The following is a 26,031-nucleotide window of genomic DNA, read 5'->3' as shown; positions in this document are numbered from 1 at the left end:
ACCGACCCCGACCACCTCATCAGCACGCTTCGACACGGTCTCCGCCAGATCCAGTACCGCACCAACCTCATCGACGGATGCCTCGCCGAAACCGGCTTCACGACATCACGGCGACAACGTCAGTAACTGTTGACAACACCGGCGGACGAGCGCGAACGTCTGCGCACCAGCAACGCAGGTGGGACGCGCAGCGGCCAAGGGCAGTACTCCCTCCCAGTTACTTGGGGACGAAGCGGTCTCGGGCCGTCTCTGGGCCGTCGGAGGGCGGCCCACAGTGGCCGACAACGACCAACGACAACCACAACCGTGCAGCTCTGCGGCAGGGCGCGGGACGATGCCGCACCCCGCCGAGCAGGGGGATCAATACGAGCGCTACTGAGCAGCGTGAGGTGATCGCGTGCGCCGTCCGTCGGACGCACGCGCCCCCTTGTTGACCCGCGCTTTACCTGCCACTCTGATAGTCCCCCCACTTGTGAATTTGTGAATTCACGAACTAAGTGGGTTCTCAAGGAGGTGGCTCCATCCCATGCTCGTCCGCGACGCCATGAGCACGGTGGTCCTCACCATCGGCCCCGCCCACACCCTCCGCCAGGCCGCAGCCCTGATGTCCGCCCGCCGCGTCGGCGCGGCCGTGGTCCTCGACCCCGACGCCGGCGGCGTCGGCATCCTCACCGAACGCGACATCCTCAACTCCGTGGCCCTCGGCCAGAGCCCGGACGCCGAGCGAACCCAGGACCACACCACCAACGACGTGGTGTTCGCCGCCCCCGCCTGGACCCTGGAGGAGGCGGCCGGCGCGATGGCGCACGGCGGTTTCCGCCACCTCATCGTCCTCGACGGCGGCGATCCCGTCGGCATCGTCTCGGTCCGCGACATCATCCGCTGCTGGGCCCCCCTGCGGCACCGGGTCCCCGCCTGAACACCCCGGGCACGCCGATGGGCCGGCCCCCGAAGGGACCGGCCCACCTCCCACGACAAGCGGTCCAGTGCTGGTGTCAGCCGCTCAGGGCCTGGACCGCGGCCTCCAGCCGCTGGCCGAGGTCTCCGTCCGCCTGACGGAAGTTGTTGATCGCGCGCTCGGCGATGTCGTCGCGCGAGACCTTGGCGATGAAGCCGGACAGGTTGCCGACGAGACGGGTCTTCTCGTCCTCGGGCATCAGACGGTAGAGGTTGCCCGCCTGCACGAAGTCGTTGTCCTCGGCATGCACCGACGCCTCGTGGTTGCCGGTCGCCGCGAAGAGGCAGCCCTGGAGCATCTTGTCCGGGGACGGGGCCGATGCCCGGCACGAAGTGGGTAGGGCTGAAGACCGACTGCTCGACCTCGGCGAAGAAGTTCCGCGGGTTGCGGTTGAGCTCCAGCCTGCCGATCTCGACCGGCGGGTAGTCCTCGTGCGGCCGCACCTTGGTGAGGTCGAACGGGTTGAACTGACCCAGAAGACCTCACCGGCCTCGTTGTTCCACCGGTAGGTGTGCGAGCCGTAGGGCCGGCCCTGCACCCCGACCAAAGTCCAGCTCGATCCAATAATAGACTTAATCTAAGTCAAGTTGAGCTCCAAAGTCACACCTATTCGGATTCTGGTCCTCCTCTGTTAGGCTGAGGCCATGAGTGACCTTCTGGAACGGCTGCGCGGACGCGGATGGCGTATGACCGCGCAGCGACGTGTCGTGGCCGAGGTCCTCGACGGCGAGCACGTGCACCTGACGGCCGACGAGGTCCATTCGAGGGCGGTCGTCAGGCTGCCCGAGATCTCCCGGGCGACCGTCTACAACACGCTGGGCGAACTGGTCTCCCTCGGTGAGGTCCTCGAGGTCGCCACCGACAAGCGCGCCAAGCGGTACGACCCGAACGCCCACCAGCCCCACCACCACCTGGTGTGCGCCCGGTGCGGAGCGATCCGTGACGTCCACCCCACGGGCAACCCGTTGTCCGACCTTCCGGACTCCGAGCGCTTCGGCTTCACGGTGTCGGACGTCGAGGTGACGTACCGCGGGGTGTGCCCCAACTGCGCGGCCGCGTAAGCCCGCAGCACCACACAGACGACCGCGACGAAGCCCCGGCATCAACGTCCTGATGCCGGGGCTTCGTGCTGCGCGGTGCGTGATGCACGGTGCGCGGTGCGCCAAGCGCGGTGCGTGGTGCGTGGTGCGTGGTGCGTGGTGCGTGGTGCGTGCTCCCGCTTCCGATCCCGGGCGGGCCCACACGGCGGCGAGTTCGGCCTCCCGGCCCACGAACCGGATGCCACGAGCCCAGTCGCCCCGCGGACGCGACACCCGCAGACGCGCGAGACACCGACAACGCACCGAGGGCCGGAACCCTTTCGGATTCCGGCCCTCGGCCTTCAGTAGCGGGGACAGGATTTGAACCTGCGACCTCTGGGTTATGAGCCCAGCGAGCTACCGAGCTGCTCCACCCCGCGTCGATGAATGCAACGTTACGTCAAGGATGCCGGGAGAAGCAAATCGCTTCCCGCGCAGGTCAGCGACGGCGTCAGCGACGGCGTCAGCGGGCGGGCCCGGACGGGCTCCATCCGTCCGGGCCGCCGCGGGCGCCTCAGGCCGACAGTTCCTGCCGCAGCGCGTCCCGCAGCCGGGCCGCCCGCTCCGATACCTCCGCCGGGCCCAGCGTCACCGCCCGGTCCGCCCACTTCTGTCCCTCGGCCAGCTCGCCGCGACGCGCGTAGACAAGGGCGAGCCGGAGCGCCGCCCGCCCGTGCCCCGCGTCGGCCGCGCGCGTCCACCAGACGGCCGCCTCGGGCTCGCTGCCCTCCCGCGCCAGCAGCAGCCCGAGATTGAACGCGCCGTTGCGGGATCCCGCCTCGGCCGCCTCCCGGTACCAGCGCGCCGCCTCCACGATGTCGCCCCGGGCCGCGGCGAGCATCCCGACCCGCACCTGTGCGCGCCGGTGCCCCTGGGTCGCGGCCCGCTCGTACCACTCCTCGCACTCGCTCTTCTCGTGCACGGACTCGCCCAGCTCGTGCTCGGGCACCGGCGGGCGCCGCGCGTCGAGCACGGTCGCCAGCCGGTACGCGGCCTCGGGGCTGCCCCCGCCCGCCGCGCACCGCAGATGCCGTTCCGCCTCCAGCTCGTCCCCGTCCCGCAGCCGCGCCATGCCGACCTGGAGCGCCGCCTCGGTGTGACCGGCGGCCGCGGCCCGTTCGTACCAGCGCAGCGCCGGCCGCTCCTCGCCGCGTCCGGCGTGCAGGATGCCGAGGTTGAAGGCGGCGTCCACGCTCCCCGCCTCGGCCGCCTTGGAGAACCACGGCTCGGCGCCCGCGGTGTCCCCGCCCTGGAGCAGCAGGATCGCCAGCGCGTTCGCCGCCTCCCGGTGCCCGGCGTAGGCCGCGCGCCGGTACCACTGCTCGGCCTGTGCGGTGCGCCCCTGCTCGGCGCAGAGCAGGCCGAGGTTGTACGCGCCGTTCACGTCGCCCGCGTCCAACGCCGCCCGGTACCACCGCTCGGCGGTCTGCGGCTCGCCCCGCTCGGCGTGCAGCGCGCCCAGCGCGTTGGCCGCGTTGCCGTCGCCGTCCTGGGCGGCGCGCAGCCACCACACGGCGGCGCTCTCGGTGTCGCCCGCGTCCCGCAGCAGGAAGCCCAGCGCGCACGCGGCCCGCGCCTCTCCGTCCTTGGCGGACGTCAGATACCAGCGCCCGGCCTCCTTGAGCGCGCCGCGCCGCTCCAGGATCGCGCCGAGGTGCAGCGCGGCCCGCCGGTGGCCGCGCGCGGCGGCCTGCCGGTACCACTGCTCGGCCTCTTCCGCTCCCTCGGAGGCGGGGGCGACGTCGGCGTCGCGGCCCTCCTCGTGGGCGGCACGGCGGTCCAGGGCGCGCGCCAGCCGGTAGGCGGCCTCACGGTGTCCGCGCTCGGCGGCGGCCCGCATCCACCGCTCGGTCCCGGCGTCGCCCCGGTGTTCGAGCAGGTCGGCGAGCGCGTACGCGCCGAGCGCGTGTCCCTGTTCGGCGGACTGTCGCAGCCAGTACTCGGCGGCCGGCTCGTCCCCGCGCTCGCGGTGGTGCCGGCCCAGCGCGTGCGCGGCGGCCGCGGACCCCGCGACGGCGGCGATCCGCCACCAGCCCGCCGCCTCGTCCGCGTATCCACGCTGGTGGAGCAGGACGCCCAGGTTGTTGGCGGCCGCGCGGTCCCCCGCCGCGGTGGCAGCACGCAGGTGGGGCTCGGCTCCGTCGAGATCGCCACGGCGCAGCAACATGGCTCCGAGGACGCTCATCGCGTCGGCGTCGCCCGCTTCGGCGGCAAGCCGCTGCCGTACTTCTTCGGCCGCGTCCTCCGCCGCCTCACCGGCCTCGCCCGGTCCGGAAGGCTGCACAAATCGCCCTGTCTCGAACAGAGTTGCCTTGTCCCCCATAACGTCCATCGTCGCACCACCTGCAACCCGGGTACACCTGGTATACCGCAGCCAGTGAGGTCACTTCAGCGTTTTGTCGACTTGCCCACAGAGAGACAAGTCAAACACAATTCGCGCAACTCCCCACGGCGGCGCGGCCATCCGATCCCCCGGCACATGCGTTCGCACACCACGAAGGCCCGGATCCTTGGAGGATCCGGGCCTTCGCATTCAGTAGCGGGGACAGGATTTGAACCTGCGACCTCTGGGTTATGAGCCCAGCGAGCTACCGAGCTGCTCCACCCCGCGCCGTTGTGTGTCAACCGTACCACGGCGCGGAGGGGGGCTTGATCGCCTACCGCGTCACCCGCTGCCCGGACTGCCGCTCGGGCTGTTACCCGGGCTGGGGCTGTTGCTCGGGCTGGGGCTGCTGCCGGCCTTGCTGCCGCCGGCGCTGTTCTTGGCGGCCTTGTCGGCCTTGCTCTGCGCGTCCTCGGCCCGCTTCAGCGCCGCCTCGAGATCCTTCTGGGCCGCCGCGTACGCCTCCCAGTCGGGCTTCTTGAGCGCCTCCTGGCCGGCGTCGAAGGCCTTCTGGGCGTCGTCCAACGCCTGCTGGACCGTGGGGTTGTTGGAGGCCGGCGGCGGGTTGGTGGTGGTGTCACCCGGTGGCTGGGTGGTCGCACCCGGGGCGCCGAACACCTTGTTGAGGGCCTCGTCGAGGGTGTCCTCGAAGGCGGTGGCACCGCCGTAGGTCACCAACACCTTCCGCAGCAGCGGGTACTTGAGTCCACCACCGCGTACGTAGACCGGCTCCACGTAGAGCAGCCCCCCGTCGAGCGGGACCGTCAGCAGGTTGCCGTACTCGACGTCGGAGTCGCCGCCCTGGAGCAGTTTGATGGCGGCGGCGATCCGTTGTTCGGAGTTGAAGGTGCTCTGGACCTGTTTGGGTCCGTTGACCGTCGTGTTGGTCGGCAGTTTCAGGATTCTGATCTTGCCGTAGTCGGGTGCGCCCGCCTCGGCGTCGACCGACATGAACGCGCTGAGGTTGTCACGGCCGTTGGGCGTGAACGTCGTCGTCAGCGAGAAGGCCTGCGCCGCCTGGTCGGGCATCTTCATGCTCAGGTAGTACGGCGGCACCGCGTTGCCCGACTTGGTGGCCGGGTCGTCGGGGACCTGCCACACCTCGCTGCCGCTGAGGAACGTCGTGGCGTCCTTCACGTGGTAGCGGGTGAGCAGCTCGCGCTGGACCTTGAACAGGTCCTGCGGGTACCGGAGATGGGCCATCAGCGAGCCCGAGATGTCGCTCCTGGGCTCCACCGTGCCGGGGAACGCCTTCATCCAGGTCTTGAGGACCGGGTCCTTGGTGTCCCACTGGTAGAGCTTCACGGCGCCGGTGTACGCGTCGACGGTCGCCTTCACCGAGTTGCGGATGTAGTTGACCTGGTTCTGCTGGGCGACCACCGTGCGGCTGTTGTTGGTCGCCGTCAGCGAGTCGGCCGTCGTGTCGCCGAGCGTCGTACGGGAGGCGTACGGGTAACCGTTGGTCGTGGTGTACGCGTCGACGATCCACTGGATCTTGTTGTCGACGACCGCCGGGTAGGCGTCGCCGTCGATGGTCAGCCAGGGGGCGACCGCCTCGACGCGCTCCTTCGGCGTTCGGTTGTACAGAATCCGCGAACCCTCGCCGATCGCCCCGGAGTACAGGATCTGCGGCTCGCTGAACGCCACCGCGTAGGCGGCCCGGTTGATCGGGCTGGAGAGGTTGACCCCGCTGGTGCCCTGGTAGCTGGTGGTCTTCTCGCCGTTGTCGTCGGAGTAGTCGATCTCCTTCTGGGGGCCGCCGACGATCGAGTACGTGCTGGTCTTCTCGCCGTAGTAGATCCGCTGCTGGTACTCCCCGAGGTCGCCCTTGGAGGGCAGGTCGGACTCGGTGAAGACCGGGCGGCCCTCGGAGTCGGCCTCGGTGCCCTTGGCGGCGACCACGCCGTAGCCGTGGGTGTAGCGGAAGTGGTCGTTGATCCAGTTGTTCTTCGGAATGCCGTTGAGGTTCAGCTCACGCAGACCGATGACCGTGTCCTGGTCCTTGCCGTCCTTGCTGTACCGGTCGACGTCCAGGTTGGTCGGGAACGCGTAGTAGTTCCGGATCTGCTGGAGCTGCTGGAACGTCGGCGAGACGACGTTCGGGTCCATGATGCGGATGCTCGCCGTGGTGTCGACGTCGTCGCGCAGCTTGGTCTTGTCCGTGGTCGTGCTCTTGCCCGAGTACTCGGTGACCTTCGCGCCGTCGATGCCGTACGCCTCGCGCGTCGCCTTGAGGTTCTTCTCGACGTACGGCGCTTCCTTGGCCTGCTCGTTCGGCTGGACCTGGAACTTCTGCACGATCGCCGGGTACAGGCCGCCGATGAGGATCGCGGACAGCACCATCAGACCGAAGCCGATCACGGGCAGCTGCCAGGTGCGCCGCCACAGCGTGGCGAAGAACAGCACGGCGCAGATGACGGCGATGCAGAACAGGATCGTCTTGGCCGGCAGATAGGCGTTGGCGTCGACGTACCGCAGGCCCGTCCAGTTGTCGGTGGCCTTGAAGTCGCTCGACTTGACGGCGAGGCCGTACCGGTCGAGCCAGTACGCGACCGCCTTCAGCGTGACGAAGACACCCAGCAGCACCGACAGGTGTCCGGTCGCCGCGGCCGTGGCGCGCGCGCCCGGACTGGTGACCCGCAGCCCGCCGTACAGGTAGTGGGTGAGCGCGGCGGCGATCAGGGAGAGGATCGCGGCCGCGAAGCCGAAGCCCAGCAGGAACCGGTACCAGGGCAGGTCGAAGGCGTAGAAGGACACGTCGAGGTGGAACTGCGGGTCCTTCTGGCCGAAGGACACACCGTTGACCCACATCAGCCAGGTCCGCCACTGGCCCGACGCCGAGGCACCGGCGATCAGACCCACCAGCGCGGTGATCCCGAACAGCAGCCATCTCTTGTACGGCGCGATGCCCATCCGGTACCGGTCGAGGCTCTGCTGCTCCATCGACATGGCGCTCAGCGGCGGGCGCAGCCGGTGCGCCAGCCAGATGTTGAAGCCGACCGCGAGGGCCATCAGCAGACCGAAGACGAAGAAGAGCCCGATCTTGGTCCACAGAGTGGTGGTGAACACGGACGAGTAGTGCACCGACCGGTACCAGAGCCAGTCCGTCCAGAACCCCGCGAACATGGTGAACGCCATGCCGAGGACGGCAAGCACTCCCAGTGTCATCAACAGGGTCCGGACACGCCGGGACGGGCGGCCCACTCTCATTCGCGGCCCTGTCGGGCCTCCGCCGCGGTCCGGCATCTGGAAAGCCAAGGTGCGCACCCCAAGAAGTTCGCTGTCGGTCCGTCAGGCCCCAGTCCTCGCGGGCCGTCGGAGGGCCCCGTGATCGTAGGCCCACACCTATGCAACTTACTCACGCTTTACTCGGTTCCCGATTCCGGCCATGAACGAGGCAGGATTGTGACCATGTCCAACACTCCCATGGCGGCGAACCCGCTCACCCGGGCCGTACTCGAGATCGACGAGTACGCCTCCGGCCTGGGCTGGGATCAGCCCGCCCGCCTCTTCGCCCTCGTAGACACCGCGCGGCTGCGCACCCAGGAACCCGCCCTAGCGGCCCAGCTCGGCCTTCAGGACCAGCCGGCGGCCGCCGCCCTCACCCCGATCGAGCAGGAGGAGATCCCGGCCGGCAAGGCGCTGGACGAGTTCCTCGCCACGATCGCCTGGCCCGACGCGGTGGCCGGCTGCGCGCTCACCGTGGAGCGCCTGATGCTGCCGCCGTCGGCCGAAGCGTCCGTCCCGGACGGGCTGAACGAGAAGAAGCTCGCCCAGTGGGTGGCCGAGCACCCGGACCGTCAGGAGGTCCGGATGACGGTCGCGGTGCTGCGCGACGGTACCCGCGACTCGGCCCTGCGCCTGCGCGAGAAGGACACCCCGACGGAGGTCCTCACCGGTGGCGCGCTGGTGCCGGGCCTGGCCGAGGCGCTGTCGGCGACGTTCGAGGACTAAATGTTCGGTCACGTGTGGACCAGGCCGGGCTCGCGGGGTCCGGCTAGCCGCACTTCGGCAGGTCGGCGGTGTCGCCGCCGCGGATGTCCTTGAGGGCCTTCAGCGCGTCGCTGATGGTGTTCACCTTGACCAGGGTGAGTCCCCCGGGGGTGTCCTTGGCGGCGGCCGAGCAGTTGTCGGCGGGGGTCAGGAAGTACCGGGCGCCCTTGTTGCGGGCGCCGACGGTCTTCAGGGCGATGCCGCCGATCGGCCCGACCTTGCCGTCGTCGTCGATCGTGCCGGTGCCCGCGACGAACCTGCCGCCGGTCAGATCGCCGGGCGTCAGCTTGTCGTAGATGCCGAGCGCGAACATCAGTCCGGCGCTCGGCCCGCCGACGTCGGCCAGCTTGATGTCGATTGTGAACGGGAACGTGTGGTCGGTGCCCGCCGAGATCCCGACGATGGCACGCTTCTCGTGCGCGTCGTCGGAGGTCGCGGTGGTGATCGTGACGTCCTGGGTCCTGGTGGCCGTCTTGTGGTCCTTCTCCGCGGCGGCCTGCTCCTTGGCGGGCACGACCGTGAAGACGACCTTCTGGCCGGGCTTGTGCTTGGTCACCAGGTCGGCGACGTCGGTCGGCTCCTTGATCGCCGTACCGTCGACGGCCTTGATCACGTCACCGGCGTGCAGCCGGCCCTCGGCGGGCGATCCCTTGACGACCGTCGAGACGATCACCCAGGACCGCACCGGGATCTTCAGCTCCTTCAGGGCGGCCACCTTCGCGCTCTCCTGGGACTGGCTGAACTCCTCGGCGTTCTCCTGGGTGGACTGCTCCTCGGTCTTGCCGTCCGGGTAGAGCGTGTCGTGCGGAACGACCTTGCTGTCGTGCGCGAGCCAGCCGTAGACCGCCTCGACGAGGTTCATCCGGTAGTCGGCGCTGGTGACCCGGACGGTGGTCATGTTGAGGTGCCCGCTCGCCGCGTAGGTCTTGCGTCCGGAGATCTGCAGGACCGGCTCGCCGGCGTGGTCACCCAGGGTGTTCACCGTCGGCCCGGGGGACATCTCCGCGTAGGGCACGGTGATGAACACTCCGGCGCACAGAAGTGCGATCAGTACCAGGGTGGAGGCGAGCATCGTCGCGGTGCGGCGTGGCATGGCACGACAGTACGGGACGTCGCTGTCAGCGCACCGTCAGGGCCGCCCGGTCAGGTGCCGGTGTGCGACTTCTCCATGGCCTCGCGGAAACGGGCGTACCCGGCGAGCTCGGGCCCGTCGCCACGCACCCGGTGCGTCCGGTTGGCCCAACCGCCCCACAGGCCCGCGCCGATCGCGGCCGCGAACGGAATCAGCAGCCAGGCGAGTGCCGCCATGCCGACCTCCCATCCCCGAGTGAACCACCGCAACTGACTGATCAGCAGATTAACCATCCGCACGCACAACGCTCACGGCAGGGGTCCGGTTACGCAACCGGAGGGGTGACCCGCGCGCAGTCAGCAGGCGCCGACCCACTCCTCGGTGCCGTCGGAGAACTTCTGGTGCTTCCAGATGGGCACCTCGTGCTTGAGGTCGTCGATCAGCTTCCGGCAGGCCTCGAACGCCTCTCCCCGGTGCGGACACGACACGCCGACGACCACGGCCAGGTCCCCGACCTTCAGGTCACCTACGCGATGTACGGCCGCCAGCGCGCGCACCGGGTACTCCGCGACGACCTTCTCGGCGATCCGCCGCATCTCGGCCTCGGCGCTGGGATGGCACGAGTAGCCGAGCTCGTCCACGTCGGCTCCGCCGTCGTGGTTGCGCACGGTCCCCACGAACAGGGCGGTCCCGCCGGCGGCGTCGTCCCCGACGGCCCGGAACACCTCGTCCAGGGACAGCGGCGTCTCCCGGACACCGAGCAGCTTGATGGGGTCCTGCGCGCCCTGCTCACCCGGATGGTCGTTGGTAGGTGCCATGCCCCCATCGTGCCGCACACCAGGAACCACAGGAAATACGACGCTGCCCCGGCGGTTTCCCTCCCAGCCCGCCCGTTTGAGGACGAGGCCCTCCGGGCCGAAGCGGGGGTCTGGGGCGGCAGCCCCCAGGGACGGGACGGGAAGGGGCGGCGGGGGCGAAACCCCGCCCCCGGGCACCACGCCCCCTCCGCCCCGCCGCGCGCGCTCCCTCCGCCCCGCCGCGCGCGCTCCCTCCGCCCCGCCGGCGTCGGCGCCCCCGCCCCGCCGCCCGAGCCCCCGCCCGAGCCCCCGTCAGATCCGCCGCCGCGCCTTCCGCGCCCGCCGCACGACCGCAGCCGCTCCCAGCAGGGCGACCGTCGCCCCCGCCGCACCCGCTGCCGTCGCGTCCTTCCGCCCCAGCCGCCGCCCGACCACCGTGTGCCTGCCGGAGACCTCCTCCAGCAACTCCGCGAGCACTTCCTCGTTGGTCCACTGCGGCCGCCACCCGGCGTCATGGAGCCGGCTCCCGCTCACCACCCAGGGGTACATCGTGTACGCCAGGTCTCCCGCCGGAGACGGCGTGAGACCGATCCGGTGCAGCCGGGCCGCGGCCCCCAGCGCGACGGCCGACGGCAGCTCCATCCGCCGGATGCCGCTGAGCTCCTCGACCTCCTCCTGCTCCAGCCAGCCGTCGCACCCGACGGCGAGTTCCCCGTCCGCCCTCTCCAGGACGGCGTACTCCAGCGCGCTGCACAGGTCCTCGACGTGGCAGAACTGCCAGGCCGGCCGCGACCCGGCCACCACAAGCAGGCGAGGCGACTCGAAGTACCTGGTCAGCGCGGTGTCGCTGCCGCCGCCCACGAGGACCCCGGGGCGTACGACGGTGACGTTGAGCCCGGGGTGCGCCCGCGGTGCCCTGCGCGCGAGCCGCTCGATCTCCAGGAGGTCCCCGACACCGGTGGCCTCCGCCGTGGCCCGCAGTTCGGCGTCCTCCGACAGCGGCAGTTCGTTGTCGGGCAGCGCCCCGTAGACCATCGCGGAGGTGCACAGCACCACCCGGTGCACCCCGGCCGCCGCCGCGGCGGTCAGCACGGTCTGTGTCCCCCGTACGTTGTAGGCCGTTCGGGCGGCGGCGTCCGTCTCCAGGTCGAGGTCGAGCGCGAGATGGACCACCACGTCCGCCCCGCGCAGCTTCTCGGCGATGGCGGGGTCGCGCACGTCCAGGATGTGCCACTGGGCGGCCGCGCACTCGCCGCGCCGCTCGTCGATGGCGATGACCTGCTTGATCTCGTCCGACGCGGCGAGCCGCTCGGTGAGCAGCGCGCCGACGCCGGACGCGGCGCCGGTGACCGCGACGACGGGCCCGCGCGTGGCGGGAGTGGTTGACTGGTTTCGCGCTGCGCGAACCTGCGGATCTGGGGAACTCACCGGGCGTCTCCAGCGGTTGTCTTCAGTACGAGCGCGCGTGACGCGTACGTACCAGGTGGCATCCATCCTGCCGCAGGCCGAGAGTCGGCGGAGCACCGAGGCCCGAACCGCTCTCGGTGTCTACGCTGGGTGGTGTTGTCGGGCAGTCGCGCCGTCGGAGAGAACCGGCGGCCTTACCAGCCGAGGATTCCCGTGAGTGACACCCCATTCGGATTCGGCCTTCCGCCGGAGGAGCCGGACGACGGCGACGAGGGCAAGAAGAAGGACCAGCAGAGCGGTGGTGGTCAGGGACCGGCCAACCCGCTCGGTTTCGGCGGGCTGCCCGGTGCCGGAGGCCTCGGCGGCCCCGGCGCGGACAATCCGCTCGCCGCCATGTTCGGTTCGCTGAACCCCAACGACCTGGGCGCCGCCTTCCAGCAGCTCGGCCAGATGCTCTCCTACGAGGGCGGCCCGGTGAACTGGGACATGGCCAAGCAGATCGCCCGCCAGACCGTCTCCCAGGGCACCGCCGACGGCACGAAGGACGCGAGCGTCGGCCCCTCCGATCGCACCGCCGTCCAGGAGGCCGTCCGCCTGGCCGACCTGTGGCTGGACGACGCGACGTCGCTGCCGTCCGGCGCCGGCTCCGCGGTGGCGTGGAGCCGCGCGGAGTGGGTCGAGGCGACCCTTCCCGCGTGGAAGGAACTCGTCGACCCGGTCGCCGAGCGCGTCGGCAACGCCATGGGCGACGTCCTGCCGGAGGAGATGCAGGCCATGGCCGGCCCGCTGATCGGCATGATGCGCTCGATGGGCGGCGCGATGTTCGGCACGCAGATCGGCCAGGCCGTCGGCGTGCTGGCGGGCGAGGTCGTCGGTTCCAGCGACATCGGTCTGCCGCTCGGCCCGGCCGGCAAGGCGGCGCTGCTGCCGGTGAACATCGAGGCGTTCGGCAAGGACCTCGGCGTACCGCAGGAGGAGGTGCGGCTGTACCTCGCCCTGCGCGAGGCCGCCCACCAGCGACTCTTCGCACATGTGCCGTGGCTGCGCTCCCACCTGTTCGGGGCGGTCGAGGGCTACGCGCGCGGGATCAAGGTCGACACGGCCAAGCTGGAGGACGTGGTCGGTCAGTTCGACCCGCAGAACCCGGAGCAGTTGCAGGACGCCCTGCAGCAGGGCATGTTCCAGCCGGAGGACACGCCCGAGCAGAAGGCGTCCCTGGCCCGCCTGGAGACGGCTCTCGCGCTGGTCGAGGGCTGGGTGGACGCCGTGGTGCACGCGGCCGCGAAGCCGCGCCTGTCCTCCGCGGACGCGCTCCGCGAGACCCTGCGCCGGCGGCGCGCGACCGGCGGCCCGGCCGAGCAGACGTTCGCCACGCTGATCGGTCTCGAACTGCGCCCGCGCCGGCTGCGGGACGCCTCCCGGCTGTGGGCGTCCCTGACGGACGCGCGCGGTGTCGACGGCCGCGACGGCCTGTGGGCCCACCCGGACATGCTCCCGACGGCGTCCGACCTGGACGACCCGGACGGGTTCGTGCACCGTGAGCAGTCCGACTTCTCCGAGTGGGACAAGATGCTCGGCGAGGCGGCCGACAAGCCCGACCGCGGCAAGAAGGACGAGGACGGCGAGACCAAGGGCGACGGCACGGAGTGAGCCTGTACGACGACGCGGTCCTCGTGCTGAAGGGTTACGAGGACCAGGAAGAGCTGCGCCGTGCCTACCTGGATCACCTGGACGCCCACCCGGACGGCATGTGGAAGGCATGTACGGCCGGCCACGTCACGGCGAGCGCCCTGGTGCTCGACCCGGAGCGCGGACGCGTGCTGCTGACCCTCCACCGGAAGCTGCGGATGTGGCTCCAGATGGGCGGCCACTGCGAACCGGGCGACGCCACACTCGCGGCGGCGGCCCTGCGCGAGGCCACGGAGGAGTCCGGGATCGAGGGGCTGTCCCTGCTGCCGGGCGGCCCGGTGCGCCTGGACCGGCACCCGATCCCGCCGCCCTGCCACTGGCACTTCGACGTCCAGTACGCGGCCGTGGCCCCGCCCGGAGCGGTCCAGGCGATCAGTGACGAGTCGCTCGACCTGCGCTGGTTCGCCTACGACGAGGTGGCGGACGTCGCCGACGATTCGGTCCTGCGGCTGCTCGCCGCGGCACGCGCGCGAGGGTGAGCGGGTAGGGGTAAGGGGCGAGCACCATGGGCGATCGCCCCTTACTCCTGTCTCTTCTCCGGTCGGTCAGCTCCAGGCGTTGCCCTGGTTCTGCGCCCGGGCGCCGTGCTGCCCCATTCCGAACTGGGCGGCCGCGCCCTGGCCGATCTGGGCGTTCTGCGGCGGCAGCAGCTCGCTGGGCTGGACGAGCGCGTAGCCGCTGCCCATGAAGCTGAGCTCCCAGCCCTCGCCGGTGTTGCCGCGGCGCCGCCACACCCCGGAGGTGTGGGTCTGGGCCTGCATCTGCACGCGCAGGCCGGTCGACCAGGCGACGATCGCGTCGGCGTCGCAGTTGACGTACTTGTCGGGCGTCACCTGCATCATCAGCGGCGCGCCGGAGGTCACCAGGGCGACCCTGCCGCGGCCGGTGATGTTGAGCTGGTACTTCCCCGAGCCGGAGATGCCGTACAGGCTGTCGACGGCGATGACCTCGTGGTGCAGCGAGGAGTCCATCGCCAGCACGTAGCTGCTGTCGACGGTCAGCCCGTCCTGCTCGACCTCCACGACGTGGACGTGCTGGGCGAGGTTGGCGAGGAAGACCGTGCCCTGGCCGTGGCAGCGCATCAGGTCGAGTCCCTCGCCCGTGTAAGCACGCGCGCGGCCCTGGTTGTTGCTCTGGTACTCGGCGTCGAACTCGACGAGGCCCTGGTAGGCCACCATCGTGCCCTTGCGGGCGAGGATGTCGTCGTGGCCCTCCATGACGACGCGCAGCATCTGCTTGTTCTGCAGACTCCAGCGCTCCTGGGTCTGCTGGTCGTTGTGGGCGAAAAGCGGGCTCTGCATGGTGGTGATCCCCTCAGCCCCGGAGCCGGAGACGGTCGGTGCTGTCCTCACTGGGCTGGACGACGACGATGCCCTGACCGGAGAAGGCCATCTGGTACGCCTCGCCGCTGCCCCGGCCGATGAGCGACTGCGCCTTGAAGCTGCGCTTGCCCTTCACCTTGAGGTTCGGGGACCAGGCGACGAGCGCGTCCGGGTCGACGTACGTCTCGTCCTCGCCGCCGCCGCAGTCGACGACGATCGGCTTGCCACGGGAGGTCAGCGCCACCCAGCCCTGCCCGGAGATCTTCGTGTTCCACAGGCCCTGCCCGGCGAACTTCGCCAGGCCCTTGACCCGCTCGACACCCCAGGTCAGGTGCGCGTCGAAGGCGAGCAGGTTGGTGGCGTTGACGGAGATCCCGTCGCCGTTGAGATTGATCACGACGACGTCCGCGCCGTAGTCGGCGAGGTAGAGCAGGCCGTCGCCGGAGCACTTCATCAGCGGCGCGCCCTCGCCGGTGACCCAGTCACGGGCGATCTGGCGGACGGCGGGCGGGTTCGGCTCGTACTGGACGAACCCCTCGTAGGCGACCATCGACCCCACGCGCGCGAGGAGGTCGTTTCCGGTCTGCATGGCGACCTTCAGCATGTGGTTGCCGTGGTTGTCCATGCGGGCGGTGACGGGTGCGGGAGCGTAGCCCGCGAGCGGCTGGTTCATGACGGGCTCCCCTAGACCTCGTACGGCTGGACGACGATGAAGTTCCCGGGCGCGCCCCGGAACTGGAGGTTGACGCTCTCTCCGGTGTCGCCGGGGTAGGCGTTGCGGCGCATCCGTACCTGGCTGGAGACCACCACCTGCGAGGCGGCCGACCAGGCGACCACGGCGTTGCAGTCGGCGAAGGTCGTGGGCGTCACGGGCAGCACCACGGGCGTGCCGTGCGTTTTCACGATGATCGTGCCGGTGCCCTGGAACTGCATCGTGAACAGCGCGCCGCCGGGGATGCCGTGCCCTTCGACGCGGCGCACCTCGTACTGGAGGCTCTCGTCGAAGGCGAGGACGTTCTCCGCGGAGACGCAGATCGCGTCGCCCTGAAGTTCCACCGGGTGCAGATGGGTGGAGTTCTCGGCGAGGAACACCTGGCCCTGGCCGGTGCAGCGCATCAGCTGCATCTCCTGCCCGGTCGCGTTGCCCACGATCCGGCCGGCGAATCCGGCGCCCTTGTAGCTGAAGTCGACCTTGCCCTGGTAGAGCACCATGCTGCCCTGGCGGGCCAGGACCGGCTGGCCGCCGATGCCCAGGTCGACCCGGACGAGCTTCTTGTTCTGCTGGGTCCAGCGCTGCCCGGTCGGCGCTTCCCTGAACTTCTGGAGCGCGGCCGAGACACCGGCGCCCTGCGGGGCGCCCTGGGGCACGGCCTGCGGCGCTCCGTAGGGGGCCTGCTGGCCGGGGACCTGCCCGAACGGGGGCTGCTGTCCGTAACCCGGGGGCGGCTGCTGTCCGTAGCCCGGGGGCGGCGCGGGGGGAGCCGGCGGTTGCCCGTAGCCCGGGGGTGTCTGGGCGGTCTGGCCGGGGGCCTGCCCGTACGGCGCCTGCTGGTGGCCCTGCTGTCCGTAGGGCGCGGGCGCCGGGGAGGGCGGCGGGACGTGGGAACCGCCGGGCGGGGCCAGCGGCGCGATGATGGTGGGCGCCGCGTGCACGGAGGGTGCCGGGGGCGGCGCGAAGCCCTGGGTGGGCTGCGGCGCGGGGGCCGGGGCACCGAACGACGGCGGCGCGGTGGCCTGCGCGGGCGGCGCGAAGCCGGGGGCGGCCGGGGCCTGGGACTGCTGCTGCGGGACTGGCGTCTCCTCCTCGGCGACCTCGCCGCCGAAGTTTTTCAGCAGCGCGTCGAGGCCGCCGTCGAAGCCCTGTCCGACCGCGGCGAACCGCCACACGTCCTTCAGGTAGAGGTCGGTCAGCATCACGGCCCGCTCGGTGGAGAACTCCGAGCCGCTGAAGGGGTAGCGGGCCACCTCCTCGCCGCCGGCGACGATGCGGACGTATCCGGGGGCGATCTGCGACATCTGTCCGGCGCCGTCGAGGGTCGCCGTGAACGACAGCTTCTGGATCTGCGGCGGGATCTTGTCGAGGGTGACGCGGAAGGACTCCGTGTCGCCCGCCTGCGCGCCCAGGAGCTGGATGGACTCCTCGGGGGACTTCGGCTGGTTGAAGAAGACGAAGTACCGGTCGTCCGAGAGCCGCTCGTCGGCGTCGAGGCCGAAGCAGCTGATGTCGAAGGTCAGCCCGGGGCCGCCGATGTGTACGCCTACGTACAGATCGGTGCCCGCGGTGAGGTCACTGATCTTGGCCTTGTGGCCGCGTTGGAATTCCCTGGCCATGCGTAACGACCGTCCCCCATCCCGAATGCAAGTGCGTCGCGTCAGGCTAACGGCAAACTCCGACATCGCACGAAGTCGGTACAGAGCCGGTACACAAACCCCCGCCGACCGCCGCCCGGCCCGTCCCGAGCCGGATCGCCGTCACTCGCCGCGGGAGCCCGGCGGGTGGGGCAGCCGGTCGGCGGCGACCACACCTTCGAGGTAGCCGCGGGCCCGCTCGGTGCGCGGATACGCCTCCAGCAGCCGCCAGAACCGGGGCCCGTGACCGGGCACCAGCAGATGCGCGAGTTCGTGGACCAGCACGTAGTCGACGACGTATTCGGGCATGCCCTGCAACCGGTGCGACAGCCGGATACTGCCCTCGGAGGGGGTGCAGGAGCCCCAGCGCGTGTTCTGGTTGGTGACCCAGCGCACCGACACCGGCCGGGCCCGGCCGTCGAAGTACTGCGCCGACAGACGTTGCGCGCGCGACGCCAGCTCCGTGTCCCCGAGCACCCGCTTGCTCTCCTGCGCGGCCAGCTTGTCGAGCATGACGCTCACCCAGCGTTGCTCCTCCGCCTCGGACATCCGGGCAGGGATGAGTACGACGGTGCGGTCGCCCTCGCGGTAGGCGGAGACCGTCCGGCGTCGGCGGGCGCTCCTGCGTACCTCGATCGCGCTCGCCCCCGAGCCGCTGGGCGGCTGGCTCGGCGTGCTGCGCTGTGGTGTTCCGGCGCGGTGCAGTGGGTCGGCGGACACGCCCCGACGTTACCCTCTGCACACGGAGGAAGTCCCGACTCCGGGACGGTTCGCTGCCGATCCCCCGCCATGCGTCTGATTCGTACGACGAATACCCACAGCCTGTGGACAACTTTCGGCGCCCCACGCCGGGGACAGGCATGCTGGCTCTGGCCGGCGGAGCTGGGGACGACTTCGTCCGACGTCCGCCCGGCCTCCGTCCCGCCTCCACCGGCGGACGGCACCTTTCGACGTGGATCACCGACGGCTACGGGGGCCTGTCATGCATGCGATGGTTCCGATGGTGAAGCCCGCGCTTCGGCGCGGCTGGCGCGATCTCAACACCGTGCAGTTCGGGATGACCCCGGCGCACGCGATGACGCTCGGCCCGGTGGACACCGCGACGGGCAGTTTCCTCGACCTGCTCAACGGCACCCGCGAGCAGGCCCTCCTGCGGGTGGAAGGCCGGCGCATGGACCTGCCCGGCAGTCATGTCGACGGACTCGTCGAGCGGCTGGCGCAGGCCGGGCTGCTCGACGACGCGCGCGGCGGCGGACCGGCCGCCGACGCCCTGCGCGCGAGAAAGGAGGTCCTGGACCGGCTGCGCCCGGATCTGGCCTCGCTGTCCCTGACCACCTCCGAACCCGGTGCCGGCCTCAGAGCGCTGGCCGCCCGGCGCTCGCTGCGCGTGCAGGTGAGAGGCGCCGGCCGGGTGGGGGCGATCCTCGCCGCGCTGCTGTCCGGGGCCGGGATCGGTGAGGTCGAGGTGCGCGACGGCGGCCGTGTCGAACCGTGGGACGTCGCTCCGGGCGGACTGCCCGCCGAGGCCGTCGGTGACCGCAGGGACGAGGCCGCCCGGCAGATCGTGCGCCGCGCGGCACCGGACCGCCCGCCGCGTCGCGGCTCCCGGGCGGCGGCGGGGGACGACGAACCGGGCCTGTCCCTGGTGATCCTCGCGCCACGGGACGACGTCGCGGTCTACGCTCCCGCCCCTTCCACGGCGCAGCACCTCGTCGCCGCCGGCACCCCGCACCTCTACGCCGGCGTCGTGGAGGCCACCGGGCTGGTGGGTCCCTTCGTCCTGCCGGGCGAGACGGGGTGCGCGGGCTGCCTGCACGAGGGGCGCACCGACCAGGACCCCGCCTGGCCCCGCCTGGTCGCGCAGTGGAACTCCGGCCGGCACCGAGCGGTACGGCCCTGTGACGTGACGTTGGCCACCACGGTCGCGGGACTGGCCGCGGCCCACGCGCTGGCCTTTCTGGACGGCCGCGTCCCGTCGAGTGCAGGCGCCCGCTGGGAGGTCTCCCTGCCCGCACTGCACTGGAATGCCCGCCCGGTCCGCGCACACTCCGCGTGTCCGTGCGGAGCGGCGGAGAAAGGTAAGGGGGAACACACCGCCAAGGACGGGGCATCGCACGAGACAATGGCGGAGCATCGGCCGTCACGGAAGTCACGCCGCAAGGCGGACCCGGCGCGGCCGGCTGGGACTTGGAGGGCGCATGTCTGATCTTCCCCGGAAGGCAGTCACCCGGACTGCCAAGCTCGCCGCGCTCCCGCTCGGTTTCGCCGGGCGGGCCACCTGGGGACTCGGCAAGAGAATCGTCGGGGAGTCCGCGGAGATCGTCGGCCGAGAGCTGCAACAGCGGACGGCGGAGCAGCTGTTCAAGGTGCTCGGTGAGCTCAAGGGCGGGGCCATGAAGTTCGGCCAGGCCCTGTCCGTCTTCGAGTCGGCACTGCCCGAGGAGGTCGCCGGACCCTACCGGGCGGCGCTGACGAAGTTGCAGGAGGCGGCCCCTCCGATGCCGACCCGCACCGTGCACACGGTGTTGCGGGAGCGGCTCGGCGCGGACTGGCAGGACCTGTTCGTCGAGTTCGAGGACAAGCCGTCGGCCGCCGCGTCGATCGGCCAGGTGCACCGCGCGGTGTGGCACGACGGACGCCGGGTGGCGGTCAAGGTGCAGTATCCGGGCGCCGGCGAGGCCCTGCTCTCCGACCTCACGCAGCTGAGCCGTTTCGCCCGGCTGCTGGGCCCCCTCATCCCCGGCATGGACATCAAGCCGCTGATCGCGGAGCTGCGCGACCGGGTATCGGAGGAACTGGACTACGGCCTGGAGGCGCAGGCCCAGCAGGCCCACGCCGAAGAGTTCACGGACGATCCGGACGTCGTCGTCCCCGGTGTGGTCCACCAGTGCGACCAGGTCCTGGTCACGGAGTGGATCGACGGCACCCCGCTGTCGGAGGTGATCGCCGACGGCACCCAGGAGCAGCGCGACCGCGCCGGCCAACTCCTGGCCCGCTTCCTCTTCTCCGGCCCGGCCCGCACCGGACTGCTGCACGCCGACCCGCATCCCGGCAACTTCCGGCTCCTGCCCGGCGGCCCGGCGGGCAAGGACGACTGGCGCCTGGGCGTCCTGGACTTCGGCACGGTCGACCGTCTCCCGGGGGGACTGCCGGCCACCATCGGTGCCTCGCTGCGGATGACCCTCGACGGCCAGGCGGAGGCGGTCTACGACCTGCTGCGCACGGAGGGATTCGTCAAGGAGTCCATAGAGCTCGACCCCGACGCCGTCCTCGACTACCTCGTGCCGATCATCGAGCCGGCCCAGGCGGACGAGTTCACCTTCACCCGGGGCTGGATGCGCGGCCAGGCGGCCCGTATCGCCGACCCCCGCTCCCCCGCCCACCAGCTGGGCCGGCAGCTCAACCTGCCGCCGTCCTACCTGCTCATCCACCGGGTGACGCTGAGCACGATCGGTGTGCTGTGCCAGCTGGGCGCGACGGTGCGGCTGCGGGAGGAACTGGAGGAGTGGCTGCCGGGATTCGTGCCGGAGGAGACCGAGGAGGCGGAGGATTCCGCCGCGGAGGCGTGACACCCGCGGGGTGCGCTGCCGCCGCCGGTCAGTGTGTCCGACGCCGCCGCGTCTACCACCAGGCCGAGTCGAGCCGTCCCTCGATCGCCCTGAGGTGCTCGCGGGAGCAGGCGTCACAGAAGTAGTGGCGGCTGCCGTTCTCCACGGAACAGATCCAGGTGGGCGGCGGGGCCTCCGCCGTGGTGCCGCAGCGGGCACACGCCAGGGGCTGCGGCCGTGAGGCGCGGCCGCCGTCGTCACTGCCTCCGGGAAGACTGGTCACCTGGCGACGATAACGCCGTGGCCCGCCCAACCGCGGGCACAACGCCCCGCGGGGGCCGGTCCGTGTGAAGGGACCGGCCCCCGCGGGAGAAGTGTTCCGCCTCCCGACCGGGAGACCGCTTCTGTGGGTCGGTTACTGCATGACCGCGATGGCGAGCGCACGGCGGGCACGCAGCGAGGCGCGCTCGGCCCGGCGCTGCATCCGGCGGGCGGTCACCAGGCGCATGGCCCGGCGTTCCTGCTCCGCCTCCTGCAGCCGGTCGTGCATATGCGCACGAGCCAGAGCTTCTGGGATGAGTTGCATCTCTCGGGTCCTGTTCTGGCGCGAGTCGTTCGCGCCCCTGGTGGTGAGGTCTTCAGGCGCGAAGCCTGCGGGCTCGTGGGTCAACGGCTTCATCGGGGCCTGCTTCTTGGGGTCGTGCGTGAGGGGGCGGTCGATCGTTCCTGTGGTGATCATGCTGTGACCGGGTTCTTGCGCGGGCGGCCACGCGGCCGCTTCCGGGCGACGACGACACCCTGGACGAACAGCTCGCCACCCCAGACACCCCAGGGCTCGCGCCGCTCCTTGGCACCGGCGAGGCATGCCTCGGCCAACGGGCAGGTACGGCAGAGGGACTTGGCGTACTCGACGTCGGTCGGCGACTCGGCGAAGAAGACCTCCGGGTCGTAGGAACGGCAGGGGACGGGTACGCCGAGGTTCTCGATGGCGTCGTCGAGCGCGGTGAGCGCCGTGAGCGGGATCAAGGTGGAGTCCTCCGTGAGGCCGGGCGGGGAGATCGTCTCGGAAGGCGGTACGGACGGGGCGTGCGCTTCGAGTTGCACGGTTGTTGTTCCTCGTCTGGTCGTGCCGGCCCTGTTGGGCCGGTTGGCGGCGTGGTACCGGGTTCTTTCGCTGTCCCGAGGCCCCTTCGCTCCGTCGTCCCCGTTCGGGGAAAACAGAAGGGCCGCGGATCCCGGGTGGGGTTCCGCGGCCCTGAAGGCGCCGGCCTGATCGACGATCAGGCTGGATCACTCCAGGGTTCTGGCCCACGGAAGGCCCACATCAGGTGGTGCTGCGTCGTCTGCTCCCGGTTTCCGGCACCGACTGCCGTAAAGGCATAGGCCTGCGCCTTTGCCGCTACTGCTTCCAGTGCCTTGGTCGGTCGCTCATTGCGCTCACGGACGGGGAGACCCGCCAGAGACACGGAGGACGCCAGACGACCGGCGTGAATGCCGGACACACTGGTGCCCAGGTTCGAAACGCCGAGCAGGCACACGGAGGCGACCGAGAGATCGGTCATTTTCACGACACTGGCGGAGCGGGTGTTGATGCTGATCACTGGAATCGCCTCCTCTCGGCGGATCGGGGGGCTGGGGTGAACCAGCCCGACGGATATGCAAGTACAGCACGGAATCAGGGCCTTCGAGAAGGCCTCCGTCCCCGTGGCTAAGAACCTATGGGGATTGCCGGGGCATGCGCAAACTATTTTTTCGACGAGTTCCCGTCAGTCCCCTTCGTCCGCTTCCGGGGGCTCATGACCGGCGCAGAGAGCCAGCACATCGACCCCGTAACGGCTCAGTTTGCGGGCACCGACGCCGGGGATCCGCGCCAGCTCTCCCGCGTCGTCGGGAGCGGCCTCGGCGATCGCCATCAGGGTCTTGTCGGTGAAGACGCAGAAGGCGGGCTGTCCGCTGCGTTGCGCGGCGACGGCGCGCCACTCGCGCAGTCGCTCGTAGAGCCCCTCGTCCATGTCGGTGGGGCAGTCCTCGCAGCGCATCAGCTTCATCTCGCCCGCGTCCGTGAGGGTGCGCCCGCACACCCGGCAGCGGGCCGGCCTGCGCTGGGTCCGCCGCGGAGCGAGGCCCGGTCTGCTCGTGAAGCCGCGCTCGACGCCACCGGTGCCGAGGGTGCCGCCGCGGCCGGCGACGGCTGCCGAACCGGGGCGCAGCCCGTCCAGAAAGCGGCTGGGGCGGCGGCTCGCGCGGCCGCCCGGCGAGCGGGCCAGGGCCCAGGAGACATGGAGGCGTTCGCGGGCCCGGGTGACGCCCACGTAGAGGAGACGGCGCTCCTCCTCGATCTGCTCGTCGGTCTTTGCGTAGGTGATCGGCATCATGCCCTCGGCGACACCGACCAGGAAGACGGCGTCCCACTCCAGGCCCTTGGCCGAGTGCAGGGAGGCGAGGGTGACGCCCTGGATGGTCGGGGCGTGCTGGGCGTTCGCGCGCTCGTCGAGCTCCGCGACCAGGTCGCTCAGGGTGGCGCCGGGCTTGGCGGCGGCGAAGTCCTGCGCGAGGTTGACCAGGGCGGCCAGCGACTCCCAGCGCTCGCGCACCGCGCCCGAGCCGGCCGGGGGCTCGGTGGTCCAGCCCTCGCCCGACAGCACGGCGCGCACCTCGGAGGGCAGGTCGACGGCGTCGTCGAGCAGAGAGTCGTTGGCACCGAAGCGGGCCGCGCCGCGCAGCGCGACGCTCGCCTTGCGCACCTCGGGCCGGTCGAAGAACCGCTCGGCGCCGCGCAGCTGGTAGGCCACTCCGGCATCGGCGAGGGCCTGCTCGTAGGTCTCCGACTGGGAGTTGGTGCGGAAGAGGACGGCGATCTCGCTCGCCGGGACCCCGGAGTCGATGAGGTCGCGGATCCGGCGGGCCGCGCCCTCAGCCTCGGCGGGTTCGTCGGTGTACTCGCAGTAGACGGGTTGGGGGCCGGCGGCGCGCTGGGAGACCAGTTCCAGGCGGTGGTCGGCCGCACGGCCGCGGGCCTGGGCGAGCAGGCCGTTGGCCAGGTGGACGACCTGGGGGGTGGAGCGGTAGTCGCGGACCAGTTTGACGACGGTGGCGCCGGGGTGCCGGGTGCGGAAGTCGAGCAGGTGGTCGGGGGTTGCTCCCGTGAACGAGTAGATGGTCTGGCTGGCGTCGCCGACCACGCACAGGTTGTCACGCTCGCCTAGCCACAGGTCCAGGAGCCGCTGCTGAAGGGGGCTGACGTCCTGGTACTCGTCGACCACGAAGTGCTGGTACTGGGAGCGGACCTGCTCGGCGATGTCGTGCCTGTCCTGGAGGACCGCGACCGTCAGCAGCAGGACGTCCTCGAAGTCGATGACGGCGCGGTTGCGCTTGATGTCCTCGTAGGCGGAGTAGAGCTGGGAGATCTCGGCGGGGTCGCGGGGGACGTCACGGCCGGCCTTGGCGGCCGCGAGCGGGTAGTCGGCGGGCACGGTCTGGGTGACCTTGCACCACTCGATCTCACCGGTCACATCGCGCAGCTCACCACGGTCCAGGCGGATCCGGCAGGCGGCGGCCGCGTCCGCGACGAGCTGTATCTTGCGGTCGACGAGCCGGGGCAGCGAGCCGCCGATCGCTTTCGGCCAGAAGTACTGGAGCTGGCGCAGCGCGGCCGAGTGGAAGGTGCGGGCCTGGACGCCCGCGGCGCCGAGCTGGCGCAGCCGGCCTCGCATCTCGCCGGCCGCGCGGTTGGTGAAGGTGACGGCGAGCACGCTGGACGGCTGGAGCACGCCGGCCCGCACCCCGTAGGCGATGCGGTGGGTGATGGCCCGCGTCTTGCCGGTACCGGCGCCCGCCAGCACGCACACCGGTCCGCGCAGGGCGGTGGCCACCTCGCGCTGCTCGGGGTCGAGCCCTTCGAGCACCGCGTCGGCCGAGTCCGGTACCTGCGGGAAGAGCGTGGAGTGCGTTGCTGCTGTCACACCGCCATGCTGCCAGGTCGGCGGAGACAGGTGAGCCGGTTGTCCACAGGCGGGCCCCCGCGGTCGTACTAATGCGGCAGGCGTCACGTGCGCAGGAGACGCCGGGCGGGAATGGCGGCCCCTCCGCGGGTGTTCCCTCTTCGCGACCCAGACCCCAAGCCGCAAAGGAGCGCGAGCGACATGCCGGGCACTGTGACGATGTACAGCACCACGTGGTGCGGATACTGCCGTCGGCTGAAGAGCCAGATGGACCGCGAGGGCATCACGTACGACGAGATCAACATCGAGCAGGACCCGGATTCCGCGGCGTTCGTGGAGAAGGCGAATGGCGGAAACCAGACGGTCCCGACCGTGCTGTTCCCCGACGGTTCGACACTCACGAACCCCTCGCTTGCCCAGGTCAAGCAGAAGATCGGCGCCTGACCGCTCGACGGTTGTGGAAAGGGCGGTCCCTGAGATGTCTCAGGGACCGCCCTTTCCGTCGTCGTGCCTCAGACGAAGCTCCGGGTCGGCAGGGGCTTGCCGTACCAGAGCTCGATCAGCCGGGCCGCGATGGAGATGCCGTACGGCGGCAGGACCTCGCCCGACTCGAAGGCGGCGCTCAGGTCGTCGCGGGAGAACCAGCGGGCCTCGTGGATCTCGTCACCGTCCACGTTGATGTCGGTCGAGGTGGCGCGGGCCATGAAGCCGAGCATCAGGCTGGAGGGGAAGGGCCAGGGCTGGCTGGCGACGTACTCGACGCGGCCGACGGTGACACCGGCCTCCTCGAAGACCTCGCGGCGCACGGACTGCTCGATCGACTCGCCGGGTTCGACGAAGCCGGCGAGCGTGGAGAAGCGGCCTTCGGGCCAGTGGACCTGGCGGCCGAGCAGGATGCGGTCGTCCTCGTCGGTCACTGCCATGATCACGGCGGGGTCGGTGCGTGGATAGTGCTCGGCGCCGCAGGCGGGGCAGCGGCGGATGTGGCCGGCCGCGGCGATGACGGTGCGCTCGCCGCAGCGGGAGCAGAAGCGGTGCAGGCGCTGCCAGTTCTCCAGGGCGACGGCGTGCACCATCAGGCCCGCGTCCCGGGGTGACAGGAGCAGGCCGGCCTCGCGCAGGCCGGCCGGGCGGGCCGACTGGTCGATGCGGCCGGGCAGCGCGTCCTTCTGCAGGGCGAAGTAGCTGACGCCGGCGTCGTCGGTGCCGAGGAAGTAGCGGTGTGCCTCGGTGAGGGGGGCCTCGAAGGAAGGGGTCATGACGAGTTCGGTGCGCCCGTCGGGCGTCTCGTCTATGAGGACCTGACCGCCGGAGACCACGAAACAGCGGGTGGTGGGGTGGCTCCAGGCCGCCGCGAGCCAGGCCTCGTCGAGCCGGTGGTGGGCGGCTCGGTCGATGCCGCTCGGGGCGGTGAGCGAGATGGGTCGGTCGGCGGTGTGGTCGGTCCAGGTGGTCACGGGTGCTTCCAACTCCCCCGGTGAAACGGTTGATTG

Annotated in this window: 24 protein-coding genes, 2 tRNA genes and 2 pseudogenes; 9 read left to right on the top strand and 19 right to left on the bottom strand. The window is 71.0% G+C overall.

Annotated features, from left to right (window positions below):
- Together AC07AZ_RS19065 and AC07AZ_RS19060 are read left to right on the top strand one after the other, a co-directional pair.
- Positions 1 to 126: pseudogene (locus AC07AZ_RS19065) on the top strand (IS630 family transposase); the annotation flags it as partial.
- A 400-nt stretch (positions 127 to 526) separates the two neighbouring features.
- On the top strand, positions 527 to 919 hold the full coding sequence (locus AC07AZ_RS19060) for a CBS domain-containing protein (protein ID WP_478849110.1): 393 nt from the start codon (positions 527 to 529) through the stop codon (positions 917 to 919).
- Positions 920 to 995: 76 nt separating this feature from the next.
- Here the strand turns inward: AC07AZ_RS19060 and AC07AZ_RS19055 are convergent.
- Positions 996 to 1,481 (bottom strand): annotated as a pseudogene (locus AC07AZ_RS19055) (catalase); the annotation flags it as partial.
- 121 nt (positions 1,482 to 1,602) lie between these two features.
- On the opposite strand from AC07AZ_RS19055, the gene AC07AZ_RS19050 reads away from it, so the two are divergent.
- Positions 1,603 to 2,019 (top strand): Fur family transcriptional regulator, encoded by a 417-nt coding sequence (locus AC07AZ_RS19050; RefSeq protein ID WP_478849108.1) that lies wholly within the window; start codon positions 1,603 to 1,605, stop codon positions 2,017 to 2,019.
- A 324-nt stretch (positions 2,020 to 2,343) separates the two neighbouring features.
- On the opposite strand, the gene AC07AZ_RS19045 is transcribed toward AC07AZ_RS19050, so the two are convergent.
- The 4 genes from AC07AZ_RS19045 to AC07AZ_RS19030 all read right to left on the bottom strand — a co-directional run bounded on the left by AC07AZ_RS19045 (position 2,344) and on the right by AC07AZ_RS19030 (position 7,666).
- Positions 2,344 to 2,417 (bottom strand) — tRNA-Met (locus AC07AZ_RS19045).
- 134 nt (positions 2,418 to 2,551) lie between these two features.
- Entirely contained in the window at positions 2,552 to 4,369 is a 1,818-nt protein-coding gene (locus AC07AZ_RS19040) for a tetratricopeptide repeat protein (RefSeq protein ID WP_478849106.1), read from the bottom strand.
- 205 nt (positions 4,370 to 4,574) lie between these two features.
- Positions 4,575 to 4,648 (bottom strand) — tRNA-Met (locus AC07AZ_RS19035).
- Between the two features lie 54 nt (positions 4,649 to 4,702).
- Complete coding sequence (locus tag AC07AZ_RS19030) at positions 4,703 to 7,666, bottom strand: UPF0182 family membrane protein (protein WP_478849140.1); 2,964 nt, start codon at positions 7,664 to 7,666, stop codon at positions 4,703 to 4,705.
- Positions 7,667 to 7,831: 165 nt separating this feature from the next.
- Between AC07AZ_RS19030 and AC07AZ_RS19025 the strand changes: the two genes are divergently transcribed.
- A complete protein-coding gene (locus tag AC07AZ_RS19025) occupies positions 7,832 to 8,374 on the top strand; it encodes a PPA1309 family protein (protein ID WP_478849105.1) in 543 nt (180 codons plus the stop codon).
- Between the two features lie 43 nt (positions 8,375 to 8,417).
- Here AC07AZ_RS19025 and AC07AZ_RS19020 read toward each other — a convergent pair whose 3' ends face one another.
- The 4 genes from AC07AZ_RS19020 to AC07AZ_RS19005 form a co-directional block, all read right to left on the bottom strand.
- On the bottom strand, positions 8,418 to 9,506 hold the full coding sequence (locus AC07AZ_RS19020; RefSeq protein ID WP_478849103.1) for a YlbL family protein: 1,089 nt from the start codon (positions 9,504 to 9,506) through the stop codon (positions 8,418 to 8,420).
- Between the two features lie 50 nt (positions 9,507 to 9,556).
- Positions 9,557 to 9,721, bottom strand: coding sequence for a hypothetical protein (locus AC07AZ_RS19015; protein ID WP_478849101.1), 165 nt, complete (start codon positions 9,719 to 9,721; stop codon positions 9,557 to 9,559).
- 120 nt (positions 9,722 to 9,841) lie between these two features.
- Entirely contained in the window at positions 9,842 to 10,303 is a 462-nt protein-coding gene (locus tag AC07AZ_RS19010; protein ID WP_478849099.1) for a molybdenum cofactor biosynthesis protein MoaE, read from the bottom strand.
- A gap of 291 nt (positions 10,304 to 10,594) precedes the next feature.
- Positions 10,595 to 11,710: an SDR family oxidoreductase gene (locus tag AC07AZ_RS19005; protein WP_478849097.1), complete on the bottom strand. Its 1,116-nt coding sequence runs from the start codon at positions 11,708 to 11,710 to the stop codon at positions 10,595 to 10,597.
- 192 nt (positions 11,711 to 11,902) lie between these two features.
- Between AC07AZ_RS19005 and AC07AZ_RS19000 the strand changes: the two genes are divergently transcribed.
- Both AC07AZ_RS19000 and AC07AZ_RS18995 read left to right on the top strand, forming a co-directional pair.
- Positions 11,903 to 13,339, top strand: a complete 1,437-nt coding sequence (locus AC07AZ_RS19000; RefSeq protein ID WP_478849095.1) for a zinc-dependent metalloprotease — start codon at positions 11,903 to 11,905, stop codon at positions 13,337 to 13,339.
- Complete coding sequence (locus tag AC07AZ_RS18995; RefSeq protein WP_478849093.1) at positions 13,336 to 13,857, top strand: NUDIX hydrolase; 522 nt, start codon at positions 13,336 to 13,338, stop codon at positions 13,855 to 13,857. Before AC07AZ_RS19000 ends, AC07AZ_RS18995 begins: the two co-directional genes overlap by 4 nt.
- A gap of 66 nt (positions 13,858 to 13,923) precedes the next feature.
- Here AC07AZ_RS18995 and AC07AZ_RS18990 read toward each other — a convergent pair whose 3' ends face one another.
- From AC07AZ_RS18990 to AC07AZ_RS18975, 4 genes are all read right to left on the bottom strand, one after another.
- On the bottom strand, positions 13,924 to 14,679 hold the full coding sequence (locus AC07AZ_RS18990; RefSeq protein WP_478849091.1) for an AIM24 family protein: 756 nt from the start codon (positions 14,677 to 14,679) through the stop codon (positions 13,924 to 13,926).
- Between the two features lie 13 nt (positions 14,680 to 14,692).
- Entirely contained in the window at positions 14,693 to 15,373 is a 681-nt protein-coding gene (locus tag AC07AZ_RS18985) for an AIM24 family protein (RefSeq protein ID WP_356032763.1), read from the bottom strand.
- Between the two features lie 11 nt (positions 15,374 to 15,384).
- Entirely contained in the window at positions 15,385 to 17,031 is a 1,647-nt protein-coding gene (locus tag AC07AZ_RS18980) for a TerD family protein (RefSeq protein ID WP_478849089.1), read from the bottom strand.
- 141 nt (positions 17,032 to 17,172) lie between these two features.
- The gene (locus AC07AZ_RS18975; protein WP_478849087.1) at positions 17,173 to 17,769 is read right to left on the bottom strand and encodes a M48 metallopeptidase family protein; all 597 of its coding nucleotides are present in this window, start codon (positions 17,767 to 17,769) and stop codon (positions 17,173 to 17,175) included.
- Between the two features lie 271 nt (positions 17,770 to 18,040).
- Here AC07AZ_RS18975 and AC07AZ_RS18970 point away from each other — a divergent pair, with 271 nt between their 5' ends.
- Both AC07AZ_RS18970 and AC07AZ_RS18965 read left to right on the top strand, forming a co-directional pair.
- Entirely contained in the window at positions 18,041 to 19,255 is a 1,215-nt protein-coding gene (locus tag AC07AZ_RS18970) for a TOMM precursor leader peptide-binding protein (protein ID WP_478849085.1), read from the top strand.
- On the top strand, positions 19,248 to 20,618 hold the full coding sequence (locus AC07AZ_RS18965) for an ABC1 kinase family protein (protein ID WP_478849083.1): 1,371 nt from the start codon (positions 19,248 to 19,250) through the stop codon (positions 20,616 to 20,618). Before AC07AZ_RS18970 ends, AC07AZ_RS18965 begins: the two co-directional genes overlap by 8 nt.
- 52 nt (positions 20,619 to 20,670) lie before the next feature.
- Here AC07AZ_RS18965 and AC07AZ_RS18960 read toward each other — a convergent pair whose 3' ends face one another.
- The 5 genes from AC07AZ_RS18960 to AC07AZ_RS18940 all read right to left on the bottom strand — a co-directional run bounded on the left by AC07AZ_RS18960 (position 20,671) and on the right by AC07AZ_RS18940 (position 24,559).
- Complete coding sequence (locus tag AC07AZ_RS18960; RefSeq protein WP_478849081.1) at positions 20,671 to 20,880, bottom strand: hypothetical protein; 210 nt, start codon at positions 20,878 to 20,880, stop codon at positions 20,671 to 20,673.
- Positions 20,881 to 21,012: 132 nt separating this feature from the next.
- Positions 21,013 to 21,336: a hypothetical protein gene (locus AC07AZ_RS18955; RefSeq protein ID WP_478849079.1), complete on the bottom strand. Its 324-nt coding sequence runs from the start codon at positions 21,334 to 21,336 to the stop codon at positions 21,013 to 21,015.
- Positions 21,333 to 21,701 carry a WhiB family transcriptional regulator gene (locus tag AC07AZ_RS18950; protein ID WP_478849077.1) on the bottom strand — a complete coding sequence of 123 codons (369 nt, stop codon included), beginning with the start codon at positions 21,699 to 21,701 and terminating at the stop codon, positions 21,333 to 21,335. Before AC07AZ_RS18950 ends, AC07AZ_RS18955 begins: the two co-directional genes overlap by 4 nt.
- A 176-nt stretch (positions 21,702 to 21,877) precedes the next feature.
- Positions 21,878 to 22,198: a hypothetical protein gene (locus tag AC07AZ_RS18945; protein WP_478849075.1), complete on the bottom strand. Its 321-nt coding sequence runs from the start codon at positions 22,196 to 22,198 to the stop codon at positions 21,878 to 21,880.
- Between the two features lie 165 nt (positions 22,199 to 22,363).
- The gene (locus AC07AZ_RS18940; RefSeq protein WP_478849073.1) at positions 22,364 to 24,559 is read right to left on the bottom strand and encodes an ATP-dependent DNA helicase UvrD2; all 2,196 of its coding nucleotides are present in this window, start codon (positions 24,557 to 24,559) and stop codon (positions 22,364 to 22,366) included.
- Positions 24,560 to 24,739: 180 nt separating this feature from the next.
- Here AC07AZ_RS18940 and AC07AZ_RS18935 point away from each other — a divergent pair, with 180 nt between their 5' ends.
- Complete coding sequence (locus AC07AZ_RS18935; protein WP_393865946.1) at positions 24,740 to 24,982, top strand: mycoredoxin; 243 nt, start codon at positions 24,740 to 24,742, stop codon at positions 24,980 to 24,982.
- 68 nt (positions 24,983 to 25,050) lie between these two features.
- Here the strand turns inward: AC07AZ_RS18935 and nudC are convergent, their stop codons facing one another.
- Positions 25,051 to 25,995, bottom strand: coding sequence for an NAD(+) diphosphatase (gene nudC / locus AC07AZ_RS18930; protein WP_478849070.1), 945 nt, complete (start codon positions 25,993 to 25,995; stop codon positions 25,051 to 25,053).
- Between the last annotated feature and the right edge of the window lie 36 nt (positions 25,996 to 26,031).

The sequence above is a fragment of the Streptomyces sp. NPDC043878 genome (genome assembly GCF_056435735.1).
The sequence above is the reverse complement of the archived record's forward strand: the minus strand, read 5'-3'. Positions and strand labels throughout refer to the sequence as shown.

Coding starts and splice junctions, on each gene's coding strand:
- AC07AZ_RS18965 (WP_478849083.1), top strand. CDS start 19,248: ATGTCTGATCTTCCCCGGAAGGCAGTCACCCGGACTGCCAAGCTCGCC.
- AC07AZ_RS18985 (WP_356032763.1), bottom strand. CDS start 15,373: ATGAACCAGCCGCTCGCGGGCTACGCTCCCGCACCCGTCACCGCCCGC.
- AC07AZ_RS19040 (WP_478849106.1), bottom strand. CDS start 4,369: ATGGACGTTATGGGGGACAAGGCAACTCTGTTCGAGACAGGGCGATTT.
- AC07AZ_RS18990 (WP_478849091.1), bottom strand. CDS start 14,679: ATGCAGAGCCCGCTTTTCGCCCACAACGACCAGCAGACCCAGGAGCGC.
- AC07AZ_RS19050 (WP_478849108.1), top strand. CDS start 1,603: ATGAGTGACCTTCTGGAACGGCTGCGCGGACGCGGATGGCGTATGACC.
- AC07AZ_RS19030 (WP_478849140.1), bottom strand. CDS start 7,666: ATGCCGGACCGCGGCGGAGGCCCGACAGGGCCGCGAATGAGAGTGGGC.
- AC07AZ_RS19010 (WP_478849099.1), bottom strand. CDS start 10,303: ATGGCACCTACCAACGACCATCCGGGTGAGCAGGGCGCGCAGGACCCC.
- AC07AZ_RS18980 (WP_478849089.1), bottom strand. CDS start 17,031: ATGGCCAGGGAATTCCAACGCGGCCACAAGGCCAAGATCAGTGACCTC.
- AC07AZ_RS19025 (WP_478849105.1), top strand. CDS start 7,832: ATGTCCAACACTCCCATGGCGGCGAACCCGCTCACCCGGGCCGTACTC.
- AC07AZ_RS18955 (WP_478849079.1), bottom strand. CDS start 21,336: ATGATCACCACAGGAACGATCGACCGCCCCCTCACGCACGACCCCAAG.
- AC07AZ_RS18935 (WP_393865946.1), top strand. CDS start 24,740: ATGCCGGGCACTGTGACGATGTACAGCACCACGTGGTGCGGATACTGC.
- AC07AZ_RS19060 (WP_478849110.1), top strand. CDS start 527: ATGCTCGTCCGCGACGCCATGAGCACGGTGGTCCTCACCATCGGCCCC.
- AC07AZ_RS19020 (WP_478849103.1), bottom strand. CDS start 9,506: ATGCCACGCCGCACCGCGACGATGCTCGCCTCCACCCTGGTACTGATC.
- AC07AZ_RS19015 (WP_478849101.1), bottom strand. CDS start 9,721: ATGGCGGCACTCGCCTGGCTGCTGATTCCGTTCGCGGCCGCGATCGGC.
- AC07AZ_RS18970 (WP_478849085.1), top strand. CDS start 18,041: ATGGTTCCGATGGTGAAGCCCGCGCTTCGGCGCGGCTGGCGCGATCTC.